The sequence below is a fragment of the Pseudomonadota bacterium genome (assembly GCA_039196715.1).
GTDB lineage: Bacteria > Pseudomonadota > Gammaproteobacteria > CALCKW01 > CALCKW01 > CALCKW01.
Genome location: JBCCUP010000008.1, coordinates 21,685 through 38,733, shown reverse-complemented (window position 1 = coordinate 38,733; position 17,049 = coordinate 21,685). Strand labels below are relative to the sequence as shown.

15 protein-coding genes and 1 riboswitch are annotated in these 17,049 nt (G+C 67.0%); of the genes, 12 read left to right on the top strand and 3 right to left on the bottom strand.

Going from position 1 to position 17,049, the window contains the following annotated elements; genetic code table 11:
• The first annotated feature begins 350 nt into the window (after positions 1-350).
• On the top strand, positions 351-1,343 hold the full coding sequence (locus AAGA11_05115; GenBank protein MEM9602220.1) for a hypothetical protein: 993 nt from the start codon (positions 351-353) through the stop codon (positions 1,341-1,343).
• A gap of 219 nt (positions 1,344-1,562) precedes the next feature.
• On the opposite strand, the gene dddP is transcribed toward AAGA11_05115, so the two are convergent.
• Both dddP and cysG read right to left on the bottom strand, forming a co-directional pair.
• A complete protein-coding gene (gene dddP / locus AAGA11_05110) occupies positions 1,563-2,909 on the bottom strand; it encodes a dimethylsulfonioproprionate lyase DddP (protein ID MEM9602219.1) in 1,347 nt (448 codons plus the stop codon).
• A 153-nt stretch (positions 2,910-3,062) separates the two neighbouring features.
• The gene (cysG, locus tag AAGA11_05105) at positions 3,063-4,541 is read right to left on the bottom strand and encodes a siroheme synthase CysG (GenBank protein ID MEM9602218.1); all 1,479 of its coding nucleotides are present in this window, start codon (positions 4,539-4,541) and stop codon (positions 3,063-3,065) included.
• Positions 4,542-4,612: 71 nt separating this feature from the next.
• On the opposite strand from cysG, the gene cobO reads away from it, so the two are divergent.
• From cobO to AAGA11_05050, 11 genes are all read left to right on the top strand, one after another.
• The gene (gene cobO / locus AAGA11_05100) at positions 4,613-5,215 is read left to right on the top strand and encodes a cob(I)yrinic acid a,c-diamide adenosyltransferase (protein ID MEM9602217.1); all 603 of its coding nucleotides are present in this window, start codon (positions 4,613-4,615) and stop codon (positions 5,213-5,215) included.
• Positions 5,212-6,435 carry a serine hydrolase gene (locus AAGA11_05095; GenBank protein MEM9602216.1) on the top strand — a complete coding sequence of 408 codons (1,224 nt, stop codon included), beginning with the start codon at positions 5,212-5,214 and terminating at the stop codon, positions 6,433-6,435. The genes cobO and AAGA11_05095 overlap by 4 nt, the downstream gene beginning before the upstream one ends.
• 101 nt (positions 6,436-6,536) lie before the next feature.
• Positions 6,537-6,722, top strand: a riboswitch (cobalamin riboswitch).
• Between the two features lie 16 nt (positions 6,723-6,738).
• On the top strand, positions 6,739-7,164 hold the full coding sequence (locus tag AAGA11_05090; protein MEM9602215.1) for a DUF1636 domain-containing protein: 426 nt from the start codon (positions 6,739-6,741) through the stop codon (positions 7,162-7,164).
• Positions 7,161-8,222, top strand: a complete 1,062-nt coding sequence (cobW, locus tag AAGA11_05085) for a cobalamin biosynthesis protein CobW (GenBank protein ID MEM9602214.1) — start codon at positions 7,161-7,163, stop codon at positions 8,220-8,222. Before AAGA11_05090 ends, cobW begins: the two co-directional genes overlap by 4 nt.
• 151 nt (positions 8,223-8,373) lie before the next feature.
• Positions 8,374-9,741, top strand: a complete 1,368-nt coding sequence (locus tag AAGA11_05080; protein MEM9602213.1) for an MFS transporter — start codon at positions 8,374-8,376, stop codon at positions 9,739-9,741.
• A gap of 80 nt (positions 9,742-9,821) precedes the next feature.
• Entirely contained in the window at positions 9,822-10,265 is a 444-nt protein-coding gene (locus AAGA11_05075) for a hypothetical protein (protein MEM9602212.1), read from the top strand.
• A gap of 115 nt (positions 10,266-10,380) precedes the next feature.
• Positions 10,381-12,117, top strand: coding sequence for an NADP-dependent isocitrate dehydrogenase (locus AAGA11_05070; GenBank protein MEM9602211.1), 1,737 nt, complete (start codon positions 10,381-10,383; stop codon positions 12,115-12,117).
• Between the two features lie 55 nt (positions 12,118-12,172).
• Entirely contained in the window at positions 12,173-12,739 is a 567-nt protein-coding gene (locus tag AAGA11_05065) for an XRE family transcriptional regulator (protein ID MEM9602210.1), read from the top strand.
• A 112-nt stretch (positions 12,740-12,851) separates the two neighbouring features.
• On the top strand, positions 12,852-14,051 hold the full coding sequence (locus AAGA11_05060; protein ID MEM9602209.1) for a glycine C-acetyltransferase: 1,200 nt from the start codon (positions 12,852-12,854) through the stop codon (positions 14,049-14,051).
• An 11-nt stretch (positions 14,052-14,062) separates the two neighbouring features.
• Entirely contained in the window at positions 14,063-15,088 is a 1,026-nt protein-coding gene (gene tdh, locus AAGA11_05055) for an L-threonine 3-dehydrogenase (GenBank protein MEM9602208.1), read from the top strand.
• Positions 15,089-15,229: 141 nt separating this feature from the next.
• Positions 15,230-15,790, top strand: coding sequence for a hypothetical protein (locus tag AAGA11_05050; protein MEM9602207.1), 561 nt, complete (start codon positions 15,230-15,232; stop codon positions 15,788-15,790).
• A gap of 74 nt (positions 15,791-15,864) precedes the next feature.
• Here the strand turns inward: AAGA11_05050 and AAGA11_05045 are convergent, their stop codons facing one another.
• Positions 15,865-16,980 carry an aminotransferase gene (locus AAGA11_05045; GenBank protein MEM9602206.1) on the bottom strand — a complete coding sequence of 372 codons (1,116 nt, stop codon included), beginning with the start codon at positions 16,978-16,980 and terminating at the stop codon, positions 15,865-15,867.
• Positions 16,981-17,049 lie beyond the last annotated feature (69 nt).

Here is a 17,049-nt window from a genome sequence, read left to right as displayed (position 1 = left end):
GATCGACGACCCCTACATCCACCTCGCACAAGCCGAGAACCTCCTGCGGGGGCACCACGGTCTGAACCGGGAGGAGGTCTCCGCGCCCTCATCGAGCATCATCTGGCCGGTGCTGTTGGCGCTGCTTGGCGCACACGTTCTCGCGCCCCTGGTGTTGTGCACGCTGGCCACCTTGGCAACGGTATACGTGGCTGTGCAGGCCGTCGCGATCAGCATCGGAGGCGCGACGTGCGTACGCAAGGCCGGCTTCATCGCGGTGACGGTGGCGGTGCTCACACACGCGTCAAACGCGGTCGGGTTGATTTACAACGGCATGGAGCATTCGCTGCAGGTGCTGTGTGCTGTGTGCGGTGGGTATTGCTGCCGGGCTCATGGTCGAGGCACGGGATCGCCGCATCAGCGGGTGGCTGGTGACCGCGCCCCTGGTGCGTTACGAGATGCTGGCGCTCACGGGGCTGGCGTTGGGGGTGCTGTTCGTGCGGGGGCACCACCTCAAATCGGTCCTGGTGGGCGTGCTGGTGGCTGCCCTGTTGCTGGCGTACTCGGCGTTTCTGATCGGGATTGGACTCGACTACCTGCCAAGTTCCATTCTCGCGAAAGCGCGCGTGCTCGAGTCGACGGGAACCGCCACGCTTCGCAACATTCTGGAGGCCCTTTCGGTCCGTCAGGGCCTGGCGTTGGTCTCGCTCGCGTTGGTGTTGACGGCTTACGCGCTTTTCGGTGCGCGCACGGAAAAACGGCTGATCGCGGTGTGTGGCGCGGGCGCACTTGCCGCACACATCGCCCTCGGCAAGACGATCGGGTACCACCGCTATGAGCTGTACGCGGTCGCGCTCGGTATGCTGGTCGCGCTCTATCTCTACGGCGGACCGATTCGCCGGCGCCCCGAGGCAGGTTGGCTGTCCGCAGTCGGTGTCGCGGGTCTGGTTTCGGTTGCCGGCCTTGCCTTGGGGTTTCCCTACCTCGTGGTGCTTGGGCAGATTCCCACCGCGTCCAACAACATCTACAGCCAGCAGTACCAGATGCACCGCGTCGCGACGGCGTACGTGCGTGATCGTGTGGCGGTCAATGACCTCGGCTATGTCGCTTTCGAGAACGAACACTACGTGCTCGATTTGTGGGGGCTGTCGTCGCGCGAGGCACGGCTGGCACGCCGTGCGGCCGAACGTGCCTCAGGCGGCATTTCGGGTGGCGCGTGGATGGGTGACCTGGTGCGCGAGCGCGGCATCCCACTTGTCATGGTCTACGAGGCGTGGTTCCAGGTGGTTCCAGGTGGTTCCTGCGGACTGGGTCAAGCTCGGCGAACTGCGGCTCGACGGGCCGGTGTTGACCCCGGATCGTGACAGGGTGTCGTTCTTTGCGACCTCGTCGGGGTCTGTTGAGCGCGTGAGGCATCAGCTCGTCGCGTTCGCCTCGACCTTGCCGCCGAACGCGCGCTTCGATTTCACCGCGCCCCGTTCGCTCGACTGACGTCAGTGACCCTCCGCGGCGTGGCTGTGCAGGTGCGTTGAACCGCGCACTACCGCGGCAGGGCAGCTGTGCGAGATCGGGCGGCGTGCGGGTCAGCGTTGCCCCATCAGCCACTCGTCGAACGGGTAGGCCGTCAGGTTCTCGTGGCCGTCCTCGGTCACGAGCACCTGGTCTTCGAGCTTGATCGAGAAGCTGCCGCCCTCGGGGCTGACCAGCGCCTCGACGCACAGCACCATGCCGGGCTGCAACTCGTAGTCGAACGCGCCCTCGACCATCTGGTCGGGGTAGGCGACCAGCGGCCACTCGTCGCACAAGCCGACGCCGTGCATCAGGCAGCCGTACTTGAGTTTCTGGAATTCGGGCCGGAGCACGTGGGTGTTGCGTGAGAGGTCCTGAATGTTCACGCCGGGTTTGAGCATCGCCATGTTGTGCATGATGTGTTCGTGCGCGTGCTGCATGGCGTCGACCATCTTGGCGGGCGGCGCCTGATCGCCGATCCACCAGCTGCGACTCATGTCGACACAGATGCCGTAGCTGCCGACGAGGTCGGTGTCGAAGCTGATGATTTCGTTGTTCTGCACGGTACGCTGGCCGCACTCCTGGAACCACGGGTTGGTGCGGGGTCCGGACGCGAGCAGCCGCGTCTCGATCCACTCGCCGCCACGGCGGATGTTTTCGCTGTGCAAGACGGCCCAGACGTCGTCCTCGGACACGTCCTGAACCGGAATCTTCTCGCGTGCGAAGCGCTCCATCTCGGCGACGGCGCGTTCACAGGCGTGCGACGCGCAGCGCATGGCGAGGATTTCGTCCGGTCCTTTGATCGAGCGCGCCTTCTCGGTCAGCTCCTCACCCGGCTGCACCTCGAAGCCCTGAGCCTCGAGCGCGCGCAAGCCGTGCAGCATGACCTTGTCGACCGCGAGGCGGGTGTTGTTGCCGCCGTGTTGCTCGATCAACACGCGGACTTCGTTCGAGAAGGTGTCGGCCGCCGTGCCGATCGCATCGCCGCGGTCGAAGTAGAAGAGGTCGGCACCGGCGCGCTGCTCGCGCACCAGCGGGTTGAAGGTCGAGAGAAAAGGCGAGTTCTTGTAGTCCCAGATCACCATGTAGCCATCGGCGCACACCAGCACTGCTCGGAACGGGTTGTGCGTGTTCCAGAGCTGCATGTTGGTGCTGTCGGTCGCGTAGCGGATGTTGAGCGGATCGAACAGCAACAGGCCCCCGCAGTCGCGTGCGACGATGTGGTCGACGAGCCGCCGCCAGCGGTACTCGCGCATGGCCGGCAGGTTGGGCAACGTCAGCCCCGCTGCCGCCCACTCGCGGAAGGCGAGTTGGGTCGGGCCGATCTCGATGCGGTCGTCGTTGTTGGGTGAGCCGTCGGCGAGGTGACTGCCTTGGCTCGGGTCGATCTTGCGCTGTGCGCGGTAAGGTTCGTCGAACATCGCGTCTCTCACAGGGCGGGCGCCGCTCGCGGCAGTCTGACCGAGTCTAGCCGGGCCGTTTTGCGATCGGTAGCGCAAAAAAACGCCAAAACGCACCCATCTGCGACACGGCTTGGCCCGGCTGGTCGGTTGCCGATGAGCGGGGCTCGCACTCTAGTCGGCGTGCCGTGCCGCCGAGGTTGCCGCGGTGTCGAACCAACCGGTGCTCGCGTCCACGGCGTCGGCGCCGGTGCGGTACCAGCGCAGCGTGGCGTAGAGCTTGACCACGTCGCCAACCACGATCAGACACGGCGGTTCGAAGCCTGCGTCGGTTGCGACCTGGTGGAGGCTGTCGAGCGTGCCGACCGCGACCCGCTGGTGGGGTGTGGTGCCCTGCTGTATCAGCGCGGCGGGGGTGTCTGCCGACCGGCCGTGGGCCACGAGTTCGCGCTGGATGATCGGCAGACTCGCGGTGCCCATGTAGAACACCAGGGTCTGTTGCGGGTCGCTCATGCGTGACCAGTCGAGCACGAGTTCACCGGCCTTCAGGTTGCCGGTGTGAAAGCTCACGCTCTGCGCATGGTCGCGGTGGGTCAGCGGGATGCCGGCGTAGGCGGCGCAGCCGTTGGCGGCGGTGATGCCGGGCACCACCTGAAAGCGCACCCCGTGCGCCACCAGGGTCTCGATTTCTTCGCCGCCGCGGCCGAACACGAAGGGGTCGCCGCCCTTCAGTCGGCACACCCGCTTGCCTGAGCGTGCGAGTTCGACCAGCAGCAGGTTGAGGTCGTCCTGCGGGATCTGGTGCTCGCTGCGGCGTTTGCCGGCGTAGATGGCCTCAGCGGAGGTCGGAATGAGCGCGCGAATCGGCGGCGAGACCAGACGGTCCCAGACGACAACATCCGCCTGCTGCAACAGGCGCAGCGCGCGCACAGTCAGGAGGTCGGGGTCGCCCGGGCCGGCGCCGACGATGTACACCTCACCGTCGGAGTCGACCTCCTCGGGGTTGTCGAGCAGTCGACCCAACACGGTCTCGGCTTCGTCGTCGTGGCCGCTGTGCACCAGATCGGCGACCGGTCCCTCGAGGATCTCCTGCCAGAAGCGGCGGCGTTGCTTCGCCGGCACACGCCGCTTGACCTGGCCGCGGAACCGTTCGAGCAGCGCCGCGAGGCGCGCGTAGCTCATCGGCAACAGGGTCTCGAGGCGGCTGCGGATCAGCCGGGCGAGCAGCGGCGAGGCCCCGCTCGTGGAGATGGCGACCTGGATCGGGTCGCGGTCGATGACCGAGGGCAGGATGAAATCGCCGCCCTGGCTGTCGGTCGCGGCGTTGCACAACACGCCGCGCACCTGGCACAGCGCGACGATCTCGCGGTTGAGCGCCGGGTCGTCGGTCGCGGCGAACACGAGGTCGGCACCGTCGAGGTCATCCGGTGCGAAGCGGCGGTGCTGGCAGCAGACGTTCGGATTCGCTTCCAGCGCCGCCTGGATGGTTGGCGCGATCACGGACAGCCGCATGCCCGCGCGCAGCAGCAGCTCGGCCTTGCGGGTTGCGACCACACCACCGCCCACCAGCAGGGCGTTGCGGTCGGTGCTGTCGAGGAAGAGGGGCAGGTAGGGCATTGCGGTATTTTGCAGCAATGCCGTGCGCCACTCCATGCGCGTGTGCAGAGAATCGCTGCGGTATAGTCAGGCCGCACGCACAGCCAACACCGAGTGAGGGGGAACCCGTGGACGACGACCAGGCAAAACACCAGCGCTTTGCAGAGAAACGCAACGCGGGGTACGAAAAGAAGCAGGCCAAGGCCACCACCGAGAAGGGCCTGGTGATAGTCAACACCGGCACGGGCAAGGGCAAGTCGACCGCGGCCTTCGGTATGGCGCTGCGTGCCATCGGCCACGGCATGGGTGTGGGCGTGGTGCAGTTCATCAAGGGCGCCATGGCGACAGCCGAACGCGACCTGCTCGACGCCTACGAGCAGGTCGAGTTCCACACCCTCGGCGACGGGTTTACCTGGAAGACCCAGGACCGCGACAAGGACATGGCGTCGGCAGCCCACGCCTGGTCGGTGGCCGAGCGCCTGCTCGGCGATGACGCGATCGGCCTCGTGGTGCTCGACGAACTGAACTGGGCGCTGAAGTACGAGTACGTTGACCTCGACGCTGTGCTCGCGGCGCTCGCCGCCCGCCCGGCCATGCAGCACGTGGTCATCACCGGACGCAACGCGCCCGACCGGCTGGTCGAGGCCGCCGACATGGTCAACGAAATCCGGGCGGTCAAGCACCCTTACAAGGAACAAGGGGTCAAGGCGCAGGCCGGGGTTGAATTTTGACGCGGACCGGGTTCGCTCGAGGTGCCTGGCTCACGTGGCTGCTGGCGCTGGCCACGGCACTCGCAGTCTGTGCGGCACCGCCATCGCCGCCGGCGTCCGCACCGGACGCGGTGCCCGCCGCGTTGACCCGGTTGTTCAACGCGGCCGAGGTGCGCGAGGGGTTCTTCACACCGGCGATCCGCGGCACCGGGTTTGCCGACAGTGTGGCCGGCATCCGCGACGACACCCTCGAGGCGCACGGCGCGTTACGCGGCGTGCGCGAGGACGAGGCCTTCTGGTTGCTCGACTTCGACGAGGCGGTCGTGCCGGTGTTTGCGCGGCTCGACGCCGAGGGCGGCTTCACCACGCTCTGGTTCAACCTGACCGAGCCGCGCACCCCGCCAACGCGTGCGGACATCGAACAGGTCCTGCCCGAGTTTGGCGGCACCGTGAGCCTGCTCGTCGAGCGCGATGGCGAGCTGCTGTTTGCCCGCGACGCCGACACGCCGCTTGCGGTCGGCTCGGCGTTCAAACTGCTGGTGCTGCGCGCCTTGCAGCAACAGCAGGCCACGGGCCGGCTCCCCGCCGACGCGAGCCTCTCGCTTGCGCAGCAACACGTCTCGTTGCCGAGCGGCCGCTTGCAGGACGCGCCGGTCGGCTCGGCGCACCGCATCGCCACACTGGCAGAAGACATGATCCGATTGAGCGACAACACCGCGACCGATGTGCTGATCGACGCGCTGGGACGCGACGCGCTCGAAGCGCTCTCACCAAGGAACACGCCGTTTCTCGACACCGGCGCGGTCTTCCGGCTCAAGGACCCGCGCAACGCCGACCTGTTGGCCCAGTGGCGGGTGGGTGACACGGCTGCCCGTCGGGGCGTGCTCGACGCACTCGCGTCGAGACCGTTGCCACCGCTCTCGGTGTTCGATGCCGGCCCGGTCGCGCTCGACGTCGAATGGTTCTTGAGCGCGCGTGAGCTCTGCGCTGCGCTGCGTGCCGTCGGGTTCGCGCCCGCCGTGGTGCAGAACCCCGGACACCTCGACCCGTCGCGCTGGGCCCGCGTGGCCTACAAGGGTGGGTCCGAGCCCGGTGTGATCAACCAGAGCTTCCTGCTCGAGGACACCGCGGGGCGCACGGCCTGCGTGGTCGGCACCTGGAACAACGAGGCCGGCATGGTGACTTTGCCGTTCCTGCGGCTCATGAGCCACCTGGTGCGGCTCGCGCGCGAGTTACCCTAGGCGCGTTTGCGGGTCCTTCGAGGGTCGTGCGCGGCGCGGCCGGTGTCGCAATCGACGCGAGTGTGGCGGGGATTGCTGGTACACTCGGCGCCAGCGATCGGTCACCTGCCACCCACCTGGGTCGCAGGTGTAAAAAAGGGAATCGGGTGACATGCCCGAGCTGCCCCCGCAACTGTAACGGTGGAGTGTGCCGCACACGCCACTGGTCTCGGCACCCCGCCGGACCGGGAAGGCGCGTCACACGGTGACCCGGAGCCAGGAGACCTGCCGTCGCATGACGTTCCGACGAGCGGGGAGCTCACTTTGGACCGAACACCGACTGCCGCACGCGCGGACGAGACCGCGTCATCCACCTCCGCCGCCGTGCTCCACGTCTGCACCACCTGCAACCGGGATCGCGCGGCCAATGCGCCCGACGGGCTGAGTGGCGGCGAGCACTTTCTGCAACGGCTTCAGGCGGCCTTCGCCGACTCCGATGTGTCGTTACGTCCGGTCCAGTGCCTGATGGCCTGCGATCACGCCTGCAATGTGCACTTGTGTGATCCCTCAAAATACAGCTATGTCATTGGACGCTTTGAGCCGTCGGCCGAGTCGGCCGATGCGCTCGCTGCGTACGCTGCGCTCTACACGCAGTCCGAAAGCGGGCGCGTACCGTACAAACAGTGGCCTGCCGCCATCAAGGGCCACTTCATCGCCCGAATGCCCCCCTTCGACGAGTCACCCGCATGAAAAAGTTGCCCGCCACCGTTGTCACCGGCTTTCTCGGCAGCGGCAAGACCACCCTGGTCCAGAACGTGTTGAAAAACACCGAAGGGTTGCGGGTCGCTGTGATCGTCAACGAATTCGGCGCGATGGACGTCGACACCGAGTTGGTCCGCCAGTGTTCGATCGGGTGCGAGGACGAAACCGAGTCCGGCCCCGGCATCTACGAACTCGCCAACGGCTGCATCTGCTGCACCGTACAGGAGGAGTTCCATCCGGTGCTCGAGCAGTTGATCGAACGCCGTGACCAGATCGACCACATCCTGATCGAAACCTCGGGGCTCGCCCTGCCAAAGCCGCTGGTGCAGGCCTTCGCCTGGCCGGAAATCCGCACAGCCTGCACGGTCGATGCGGTGATCACGGTGGTCGATGGGCCGGCGGTGGCCGCCGGTCGGTTTGCCGACGACCCGGACGCGGTGCAGGCGCAGCGGCTCGCCGACGACAGCCTCGACCACACACCGGAGCTGGTCGAGTTGTTCGACGACCAGCTCAGCGCGGCCGATCTCGTGCTGGTCAACAAGACCGACCTGATGTCGGACGACACCCTGGCGAGCGTCTCGGAGGCAATCACCGCGCGTCTGCCGCGCGAGGTCAAGCTGTTGCCGACTGCGCAATGCGCTGTTTCGCCGAGTGTGCTGCTCGGTGTGGGCGCGGCGGCCGAGGACGCGATCGACCACATCCACACCCACCACGACCACCACCACGACCACGACGAAGACCACCACCACGCGCACGACGTGTTCAGCCACGTGGTACTCGACCTGCCGCCGATGACACCCGAGGCGCTGCAGGCCGGCCTGGACGCTCTCGTTGGGGCGGAGACGGTCTTCCGGATCAAGGGCCACGCCGCCGTACCTGACAAGCCGATGCGCTTGCTGGTGCAGGGGGTCGGTGCGCGCTTCGACACCCATTTCGATCGGCGTTGGCGCGATGATGAGGCGCGTCGCACGCGCCTGGTGTGTATCGGCTTTCATCTTGACCAGACGCGCCTGGAGACCCACTTCGAGACTCGGCCGGTGGCCTGACCCCGTTCGCGGGTCGGCGCGCGCTGCTGAATCCGGGCCGCGCGCTCCGGTGGCAACAGCGTTCAGGCGGTCATGCCACGTGTGCTTGCTGCGGCACAGCCGGTGGCCGCAGAATGCCGGTAGTCCAGATCGCCAGTGGGCGTGCCAAGCGATGACCTCACCACTCGAAAACCGGGCCTTCGCGCGACTCTTTGCTGCGCAGTTGCTCTCACTCGTGGCCAACGGCCTTGTTGTTGTCGCGCTCGCCCTGAGCGCGCACGCCTTTCGACCTGACGCAGCGGGCGCGTTACTCGCGACCGCGCTGATCGGCAAGATGCTCGTCTACGTCACGGTTGCGCCGGTGGTCGGTGCGTACATCGACCGCCTGCCGCGGCGCAATTGGCTTGTCACCCTCGATCTGGCCCGCGCGGGCCTGTTGCTGTGGTTGGCTGTGGTCGGTTCCAGTGTTGCGTTTGTGCTGCTGGTTGCGGTGTTCTACATGTTTTCGGCTGCGTTCACGCCGGTATACCAGGCTGCGATTCCCGATCTCCTCGACGACGAGCAGTACGTGAAGGCGCTGAGCTGGTCTCGGCTTGCTCAGGAGTTGGAGGGCATGGCGGGTCCGCTGCTCGCCGCGGGGCTGCTCTTTGTCGCCGACCACACGCGACTCTATGCCCTCTCGGCGGTGTTGCTGATCGGCTCTGCCGCGCTCGTCTGGTGGAGTCGGGTACCGTCGGCAGCGGCCAGCGAGCGTGCCGGCGGCGTGCTGCACAATCTGCTGTTCGGCATCAGCGCCTACACCCGGACGCCGCGGTTGCGCGGTTTGCTGGCGCTGCACGCAGTCGTCTCCTTCAGCGGCGCCCTGGTCATTGTCAACACGGTCGTGTTGGTGCGGGAGTACTTTGAACTGCCCGAGCACTGGGTGCCCTTGACGGCCGGTGCTGCGGGCGTTGGTGCGGTTCTGGCGGCCTGGAGTGTGCCGGGCCTGTTGCGGCGCACCGACACACGCACCGTGATGTTGTCCGGCGCGCTGGTCGCACTGCTCGGTCTGGGCCTCGGGGTTGCAACGCGTTCCCACACCGCTGTGCTGTTCGTCTGGTTTCTCGTGGGTGTCGGTGGCTCTCTGATCCTGACACCCTCGGGTCGAATCATCATTGCGTCGTGTCACGACAGCGACCGCAGCGCCCTGTTTGCCACCAATTTTTCACTCTCTCACGGCATCTGGTTGCTGGCGTACGCCAGTGCCGGATTTCTCGGCGCGGTGTTGCCCGTCGATGTCTGGTTTTGGCTCCATGCGGCCATTTCGGGCCTGGCCTTGTTGCTCGCTGTGCGGCTTTGGCCGCGCGATGACCCGGACGCGCTGCTGCACCGTCACGACGCACTGGACCACGATCACCTGCACACCCATGACGATCACCACCAGCATGTGCACGAGGGGTGGGAGGGCCCGGAGCCGCACCGGCACCCGCACCACCACGCCGCGACCAGGCACGCACACCCCTTTGTCATCGACGAGCACCATCGGCACTGGCCGCGCTGAACGCCGTCGGGCGGTATCGGCCGAGCGCTGGCATGCAATCTGCGCGACAGCGGTCCTCCCTCAGCCAAGCAGTGAACACCATGGGTCTCGTGACGCGTGTGATCGGCATCGGTGTCGGGCTGCTCGGCGGTCTGGCCTGCGGCGTGGCCGCGGTCGGCACCGCCAGCGTCTGGCTCGCCTACCTCGAGCGCGCCCCGCTGAACGTCACGTACGCTGTGGGTCTGCTGGCGGCCGGCGTGGTGTGGGGGCTGGTGCGTCCCGGGCAGGTGGCTTTCTCGGTGCGCCCGGTGTTGCTGCTGCTCGGGGGGTTCGAGCTGCCCGGTCTGTCCGGCAGCAGTTGGAGTGGGTCGGTGTGGCTCGGCGGTATCACCAGTGGCACGGTGGTGCTCGGCGCGCTCGGCATCGGCGTTGCGCTGCTGAGCGGCATTGCGGTTCTCGGTGTGGCCAGCTCGGTGCTGTTCTGGGCACCGGTGCTGTTTGCAGCGCGACCGCGGCGGGCGCCCAAGCGCGTTCAAGGCATCTGACGGGCCTGTGAGACTGTCCCTCGGTGGTCGCCACCCGGTAGTCGCTACCCGGTGGTCGCCACCCGGACTGGTCAGCTATCCTAGCCGGGTCTCACACTGAGTGGTGTCGCTTGCCATGCCCGACAAGATTTCCGTAGCCAAGCCCCTGGTTGTCCTGCACGGGGATGAGATGGCGCAGATCGCCTTTGAACGCATTCTCGAGCAGTTCGTGCGCAAGCGCCTCGACATCGACCTGGTCGAGATCGATCTCACTGCGGAGAACCGGCTGTTGTCCAACGGCCAGGCGGTGCTCGACGCCATCGACGCGCTCAAGACGCACGGCGTGGGCATCAAGAACGCTGGCATGACGGTCAACCGCAGCCAACTCGACGACCTGCTGGCCAAGCACCCGCACATTGTCGAAGCCGAGCTGGACCGGCTCGCTACCAAGTCGCCGAACGGCGCCATCCGCAAGGGCATCGGCGGCAACATCACGCGCGAGGACATCCAGTTTCGCAACATCGAGCTGCAGCGACCCGGCTGGGTGGGGCGCGACATCGATGTGTTCACAATGGAGCACGGCGGCATCAAGGACAGCGCGAACGCGCTGTCCGACGCAACCGGTGTGGTCAAGCTGATGTTTGTTGGCAGCAGCGGGGACCCGGAGGAGCTGCACCGGCGGTTCATCAACAAGGGCGACCCCTGGTTGCTCGCGACCAACGACATGGTCGACGTGGATGCCTGGGCGCACGCCTTTTTCCAACGTGCGCTGGAGGAGAAGCGGGACGCCTATCTCGGGCTCAAGGACACCGTGATCCCGGGCTACGACGGCGTGATGCGCGAGGCCATTGAGGGCGTTTTCGAGTCCGCGTACCGCACGCGGTTTGCCGAGGCTGGCATCGCCTACCACTACGAGCTGATCGACGCCCAGGCGGCACGCCTTGTCGCCAACCCGCCGGAGCGCGCCCTCTGGGGTGTGCCGGACAACACCAGTGGCCGCAAGTTGCTCAAGCTCGTCGAAGAGCTCAAAGTGCACGGCATTTCGTTGCGCAAGGCCCACGTGTCGATCTCGCGCATGAGCGCCGGCGGTGGCGACCAGTACGGCAGCTACAACGCGGCAATGGCCGAGGACGGCATCCTCAAGGTGCAACTCGACGGCCGCGAAGTGCACGCCCGCCGCGTCAAGGCAGGCGACCCGGTGCTGTTCATGAGCAACGACCGGGAAGCCATCAAGGACTGGGTGTCGCAGGTGTTTCGCGACGCCTCGCGCAAGGACAAGGAGGTCTACTTCGGCCTCAAGCGCGAGTACATGGAATACGACGACGTGTTCAGCAACGTCATCGCCCAGGTGCGAAAAGAACTCGCGCAACGCGACACGCCGCCGCCGTCGTTCATGATCATGCGGCCCTCGAGTCAGCTCAAGAAGATGATCACCGACCCGCCGCGCAACGCCCTGTACCCGGCACAGAACCTCGACGGCGACATCTTCTCCGACATCTCGGCCGCACTGGGAGGCAGCCTCGCCACGGCCAGCTCGATCATCGAGAGCACCGACGGCACGATGCTGTACGAGGCGCCACACGGCACCGCGCACGACTTGTATCTGAAGTACCTTGAGTCCGACGGCAAGGAAGCGCTGTTCAATTCCTCGGCCCTGCTGTACGCCCTGGCCAACGCCCTCGAGAACGTTGCCGAGCGTGAGAGCAACGACGCGCTTCACGCCTACGCCGAATCGCTCAAACGCGCACTGATCGATACCGTTGACGCCGGGACCATCACCGGTGACCTCAAGGGCAAGACCCGGGACCCGGACAATGAAAACGTGGTCGACATGTTCGGTTTTCTCGATGCGGTCGAGTCCCGCGTGCCGTGAGACGCCGTCGACCCCAACGGCGGGCGGTCCGCCCGGTCACGCAGGTGTCACACGTGTGAGTGAGCGCCCCGAAATCACCCAGCGGCTCGCTGGCCGGCTCAAGGAGGAGCGCGCCAGCAAGGGTCTGAGCCTCGACGCCCTGTCGAAGCTCTCGGGCGTATCCCGCTCGATGCTGAGTCAGATCGAACGCGGTGAGTCCAGCCCGACCGTCGCAAGCCTCTGGCAGCTGACCAAGGCGCTCAACGTTGACTTCGGCACCTTGCTCGACGCCGATGACCACCAGGCCAGGGCCATCCGAGAGCACCTCACGGCCGACCAGGTACCGGTCATCGACGACCGAACGGTGGGCTGCGCCTTCCGCATCCTGAGTGGGCCGGAGGATGTTGGCCAAACCGAGGTGTACGACATCGCATTGCATGCCGGTGCGAGGCTCGAGAGCGAGGCGCATCGGGTCGGGTGTGTGGAGCACCTGACAGTGCTCGACGGCGAGGTGGAGGTGTGGTCGGACGGCGAGACGGTGCAGGCGCGGACCGGGGATACGGTGCGCTACCGGGCCGATGTCGCGCACGCCATCCGCGCTGCGGACCACGCGCGCGTGCTGCTGGTTGTCAAGAACCCCTGACCTTCGGTCAGCGCCATCAGAATCCGCTATTCGGGATTCACTTCCGTGATCTTGCTATATCCTGTAAACAGGAATAGTATCCGTCATACTGGATTATCACGGGTGGCACACCATGGCTTCAGCGTTCCTCGCGCACCTCGACGACGCCTTGGCAGAGCTCGAATCGGCTGGCCTGCTCAAGCGTGAACGCGCACTCTCGTCGCCTCAGTCGGCGCGGGTCACGCTCGACGGACACGCCCCGGACAGGCAGTGGATCAACCTCTGTTCGAACAACTACCTCGGGCTCGCCGACCACCCCGCGTTGATCGACGCGGCGCGGGAAGCCCTCGACACCGCGGGCTACGGGATGGCCTCAGTGCGCTTCATCTGCGGCACGCAGACGTTGCATCGCACGCTCGAGGCCGCGCTGGCGGACTACCTGGATCAGGACGACGCGATTCTCTTCGCCGCCTGCTTCGACGCCAACGGTGGACTGTTCGAAGCGCTGCTCGGGCCGGAAGACGCCGTGGTCTCGGATGCGCTCAACCACGCCTCGATCATCGACGGCATCCGCCTGTGCAAGGCTTCGCGCTACCGCTACGCGAACGGCGACCTGAACGCGCTTGAGGATGTTCTGAAGCGCGCGCGCGCGGACGGCGCGCGGCACGTGCTCATCGCCAGCGACGGGGTGTTTTCGATGGACGGGACGATCGCCGAGCTCGCTGCGGTGCGCGCGCTCGCCGACCGCTACGACGCCCAGTTGATGGTGGACGATTGCCACGCGACCGGCATCATCGGTGCGCGCGGCGCGGGCACGCCGAGCCACTGTGGGGTGGCAGCCGATATCCTGACCGGCACGCTCGGCAAGGCGCTTGGCGGCGCGCTCGGCGGCTATGTCGCCGGGCCGGGCGCCGTCATCGACACCTTGCGCCAACGCGCGCGGCCCTACCTGTTCTCGAACGCGTTGCCGCCGGCCATCACGGCGGCGGGCATCGCCGGTGTCGCGCTGGCCGCCTCGGCGGACGACCGCCGCGCGCAACTGCACGCGCACGCGGCTCGCTGGCGCCGCGGCCTCGTTGAGCACGGCTTTGACGTGTTGCCGGGCGACCACCCGATCGTCCCCGTGATGCTCGGTGACGCCACCCTGGCGCAGCAGATGGCGGCCGAGCTCGACGCCCGTGGTGTGTTCGTGTCGGCCTTCTTCCACCCGGTTGTGCCGCACGGCCAGGCGCGCATCCGCACGCAGATGTCCGCCGCTCTGAGCGAGGCCGACCTCGATCAGGCGCTCGACGCCTTTGTCGAGGCGGGCCGGGCAGTGGGGGCGGTCGCATGAGCCGCAACAGCATGCTCGCACTCGAAAAGACGCACGCCGCACCCGGCTTGTGGCAAGTCCAGGCACCACTGCCCGACATCGGCCCGCACGATGTGCTGATCAAGGTCAACGCGACCGGCATCTGCGGCACCGACATCCACATCTGGAACTGGGACGACTGGGCCGCGCACACCGTGCCGGTGCCGCTGATCACCGGGCACGAGTTTGCCGGCGAAATCGTCGAATGTGGCGCCGCGGTGACGGGCCTGCGCGTCGGCCAGCGCTGCTCGGGCGAAGGACACCTGATCGGCCGGGACAGCCGCCAGGCGCGCGCCGGCAAGTTCCACCTCGACCCGGGCACGCGCGGGATCGGTGTCGACGTACAAGGTGCCTTTGCCCAGTACCTCTGCATGCCGGCATTCAACGTGGTGCCGCTGCCCGACGACATCCCCGACGAGATCGGTGCGATCCTCGACCCGCTCGGCAACGCCGTCCACACCGCGTTGAGTTTTGACCTGCTCGGCGAGGACGTACTGATCACCGGTGCGGGGCCGATCGGCATCATGGCAGCTGCGGTGGCGCGGTACGCCGGCGCGCGCCATGTGGTCATCACCGACCTCAACCCCGACCGTCTCGCGCTCGCTGAGCACGTGGTGCCCTCGGTGCACACGGTCGATGTCAGTCGAGAGGTGTTGCCCGATGTCTGTGCTCGGCTTGGCCTCGCCGAGGGCTTCGACGTCGGCCTCGAGATGTCCGGCAGCCAGGCGGCGCTTGACGCGATGGTCGAGTCGCTCGTCATGGGCGGCAAGATCGCGATGCTCGGCATCCCGCCGGGCCAGTCGCCGGTTGACTGGAGCCGCATCGTGTTCAAGGCCATCACCATCAAAGGTGTCTACGGCCGCGAGATGTTCGAGACCTGGTACAAGATGATTGCCATGCTGCAGAACGGCCTGGACGTCAGCCGGGTGATCACCCACCGCTACGCCGCCACCGACTTCGCCGAGGCCTTCGACGCGATGCGCTCTGGGCGATCAGGCAAGGTGGTGTTGAGCTGGTAAGTCGGGTGGGGTGCAGTTCGCCCGCTACCGGCCGCTAGGGCAAAAAACCGCTGCGGCACACCCTGTGCCGCGGCAGGGCCCTGCCACCTCCAACGGAGCCGGACGCGGCGCGATGCGGACACGCACCCCAAGGACACAGGCATGATCGCGCGCGCGATGCTCGTGCTCGTGTGCGCCGCGCTGCCGTCGATCGGCGCGGCCAGCGCGATCCGCTACGACTACCTCGATTACCGCCGTGTGCAGCTCGACGACCGGCTGTCGCAGCCACGCTACGCGCACGAACTGGTGTTGCACGGGCAGCTTGATGGCGACTTGATCTACCGTCTGGGCCTGCGCTCGGGGCCCGCCACAGAACGCTACAGTCTGGCCGGTGGGCTCACGCACGACTACACGCTCTCGCGCAGCAGCTACGCGTTGCTCGGGGTGCAGCTCGACGGCGATGACCTGCAAGCCAACTTCGACGGCGGCTTGCGTGCCAAGGTGTTTGGGGGGGCGGTGGAGTTCAACGGAGCCGTGAGCGCCCAGGCCTCGCACGCTGCCGACGACGGCGTCGAGGTGAGTGCCGGCCTTCACGTGTTCGTCGCACCGGGCGTCGCGCTCGGTGTGTCGTTGGCGCGGGCCACCGGCGACGTGCGCACAGCGCGCCTCTCGCTGCGGTTCGAACAGCACAGCGACGCTGCGCGACGACAGCGACTGCCGTGATTGCAGCGGCGAACGGGCAACGCTGGACAGGGCAGGGGTGCTGCGTCGTCACCCGGGTGCGGCCGAGTAGAGGGTCAGCGACCGAACACCGCGTCGAGTCGCGCCAGGCCGGCACGCAGCACGTCGCCGTGGTTGGCGTACCCGATGCGCAGGTAGCCCTCCATGTTGAGGGCACTGCCGGGTGTCAGCATCACACCGGTCTTTGAAAGTATGTCGACGCACAGGGCTTCGGACGGCGTGTCCTGCGGGTATTTCAGCAGCGCCGTGGTGCCGGCCCGTGGGACGACCCAGCTCAGCGTGTTCCGCTCGCGCATCCAGTCCGAAAGGGCCGCGAGGTTTTCGGTCACGATGCGTTGGCTGCGTGCCAGGATGGCGTCGCTGTGCTCGAGCGCGAGCGCGGCAAAGTGGTCGTCCAGCATGCCGACGGAAATCGTGTCGTAGTCGCGGTGGACGGAGACGGCCTCGAGCAGGTCGCGCGGTGCGATGACCCACCCGAGCCGGAGGCCGGCAAGCGAAAAGGCCTTCGAGACGCTCGCCGTGCTGATGCCCCGCTCGTAGACGTCAACGATCGACGGACAGCGGGCGACGCCGGGTTGCTCGGTGCCACGGTACACCTCGTCGCACAGCACCCACGCACCGACCGAGCGCGCGATCGCGGCGATCTCGGTCAGACCCGCCTCGGACATGAGCGCACCCGTGGGGTTGTTCGGGTTCGTCAGTGCGATCAGCTGCGTGCTCGGCCGCACCAGTCGGCGCAGGGCGTCGAGGTCGGGCAGCCAGTCGTCCGCTTCGCGCAGCGCCAGCGTCTCGACCTCAGCGCCGAGGCTGGCGGGAATCGAGTAGTGTTGCTGGTAGGTCGGCACCACGCAGACCACGTGGTCGCCCGGGTTGACGACAGTCCTGTGCACCAGCATGTTCGCGCCGATCGTGCCGTGCGCGACCATGACGTTGTCCTCGGTCGCGGTCTTGTACAAGGCCGCGATCGCGGCGCGCAGGCGTGGCGAGCCGGTGATGTCGCCGTAGGAGAGGCGCAGGGGCAGCAGTGTGTCGAGGTCGCGCTCGCGCTGACCGCAGATCTCGAGCAGCGAGGCGACGGTCAGGCTGTCGACGCAGGTCTCTGCGAGGTTCCAGTCGCACCGCGTCTCCCACGCGTTCATCCAGATTTCAACGCCAAACGGTTCGATGTGCATGCAGGTCACGTAGAGCCAAACAGACCGTGAGCATGCCACAGCCGCTCGCGATGGGGGACGCCGGTGCAA

Coding starts and splice junctions, on each gene's coding strand:
- dddP (MEM9602219.1), bottom strand. CDS start 2,909: ATGTTCGACGAACCTTACCGCGCACAGCGCAAGATCGACCCGAGCCAA.
- cysG (MEM9602218.1), bottom strand. CDS start 4,541: ATGGAGTGGCGCACGGCATTGCTGCAAAATACCGCAATGCCCTACCTG.
- cobW (MEM9602214.1), top strand. CDS start 7,161: ATGAAAAAGTTGCCCGCCACCGTTGTCACCGGCTTTCTCGGCAGCGGC.
- AAGA11_05080 (MEM9602213.1), top strand. CDS start 8,374: ATGACCTCACCACTCGAAAACCGGGCCTTCGCGCGACTCTTTGCTGCG.
- AAGA11_05075 (MEM9602212.1), top strand. CDS start 9,822: ATGGGTCTCGTGACGCGTGTGATCGGCATCGGTGTCGGGCTGCTCGGC.
- AAGA11_05070 (MEM9602211.1), top strand. CDS start 10,381: ATGCCCGACAAGATTTCCGTAGCCAAGCCCCTGGTTGTCCTGCACGGG.
- AAGA11_05060 (MEM9602209.1), top strand. CDS start 12,852: ATGGCTTCAGCGTTCCTCGCGCACCTCGACGACGCCTTGGCAGAGCTC.
- tdh (MEM9602208.1), top strand. CDS start 14,063: ATGCTCGCACTCGAAAAGACGCACGCCGCACCCGGCTTGTGGCAAGTC.
- AAGA11_05050 (MEM9602207.1), top strand. CDS start 15,230: ATGATCGCGCGCGCGATGCTCGTGCTCGTGTGCGCCGCGCTGCCGTCG.
- AAGA11_05045 (MEM9602206.1), bottom strand. CDS start 16,980: ATGCACATCGAACCGTTTGGCGTTGAAATCTGGATGAACGCGTGGGAG.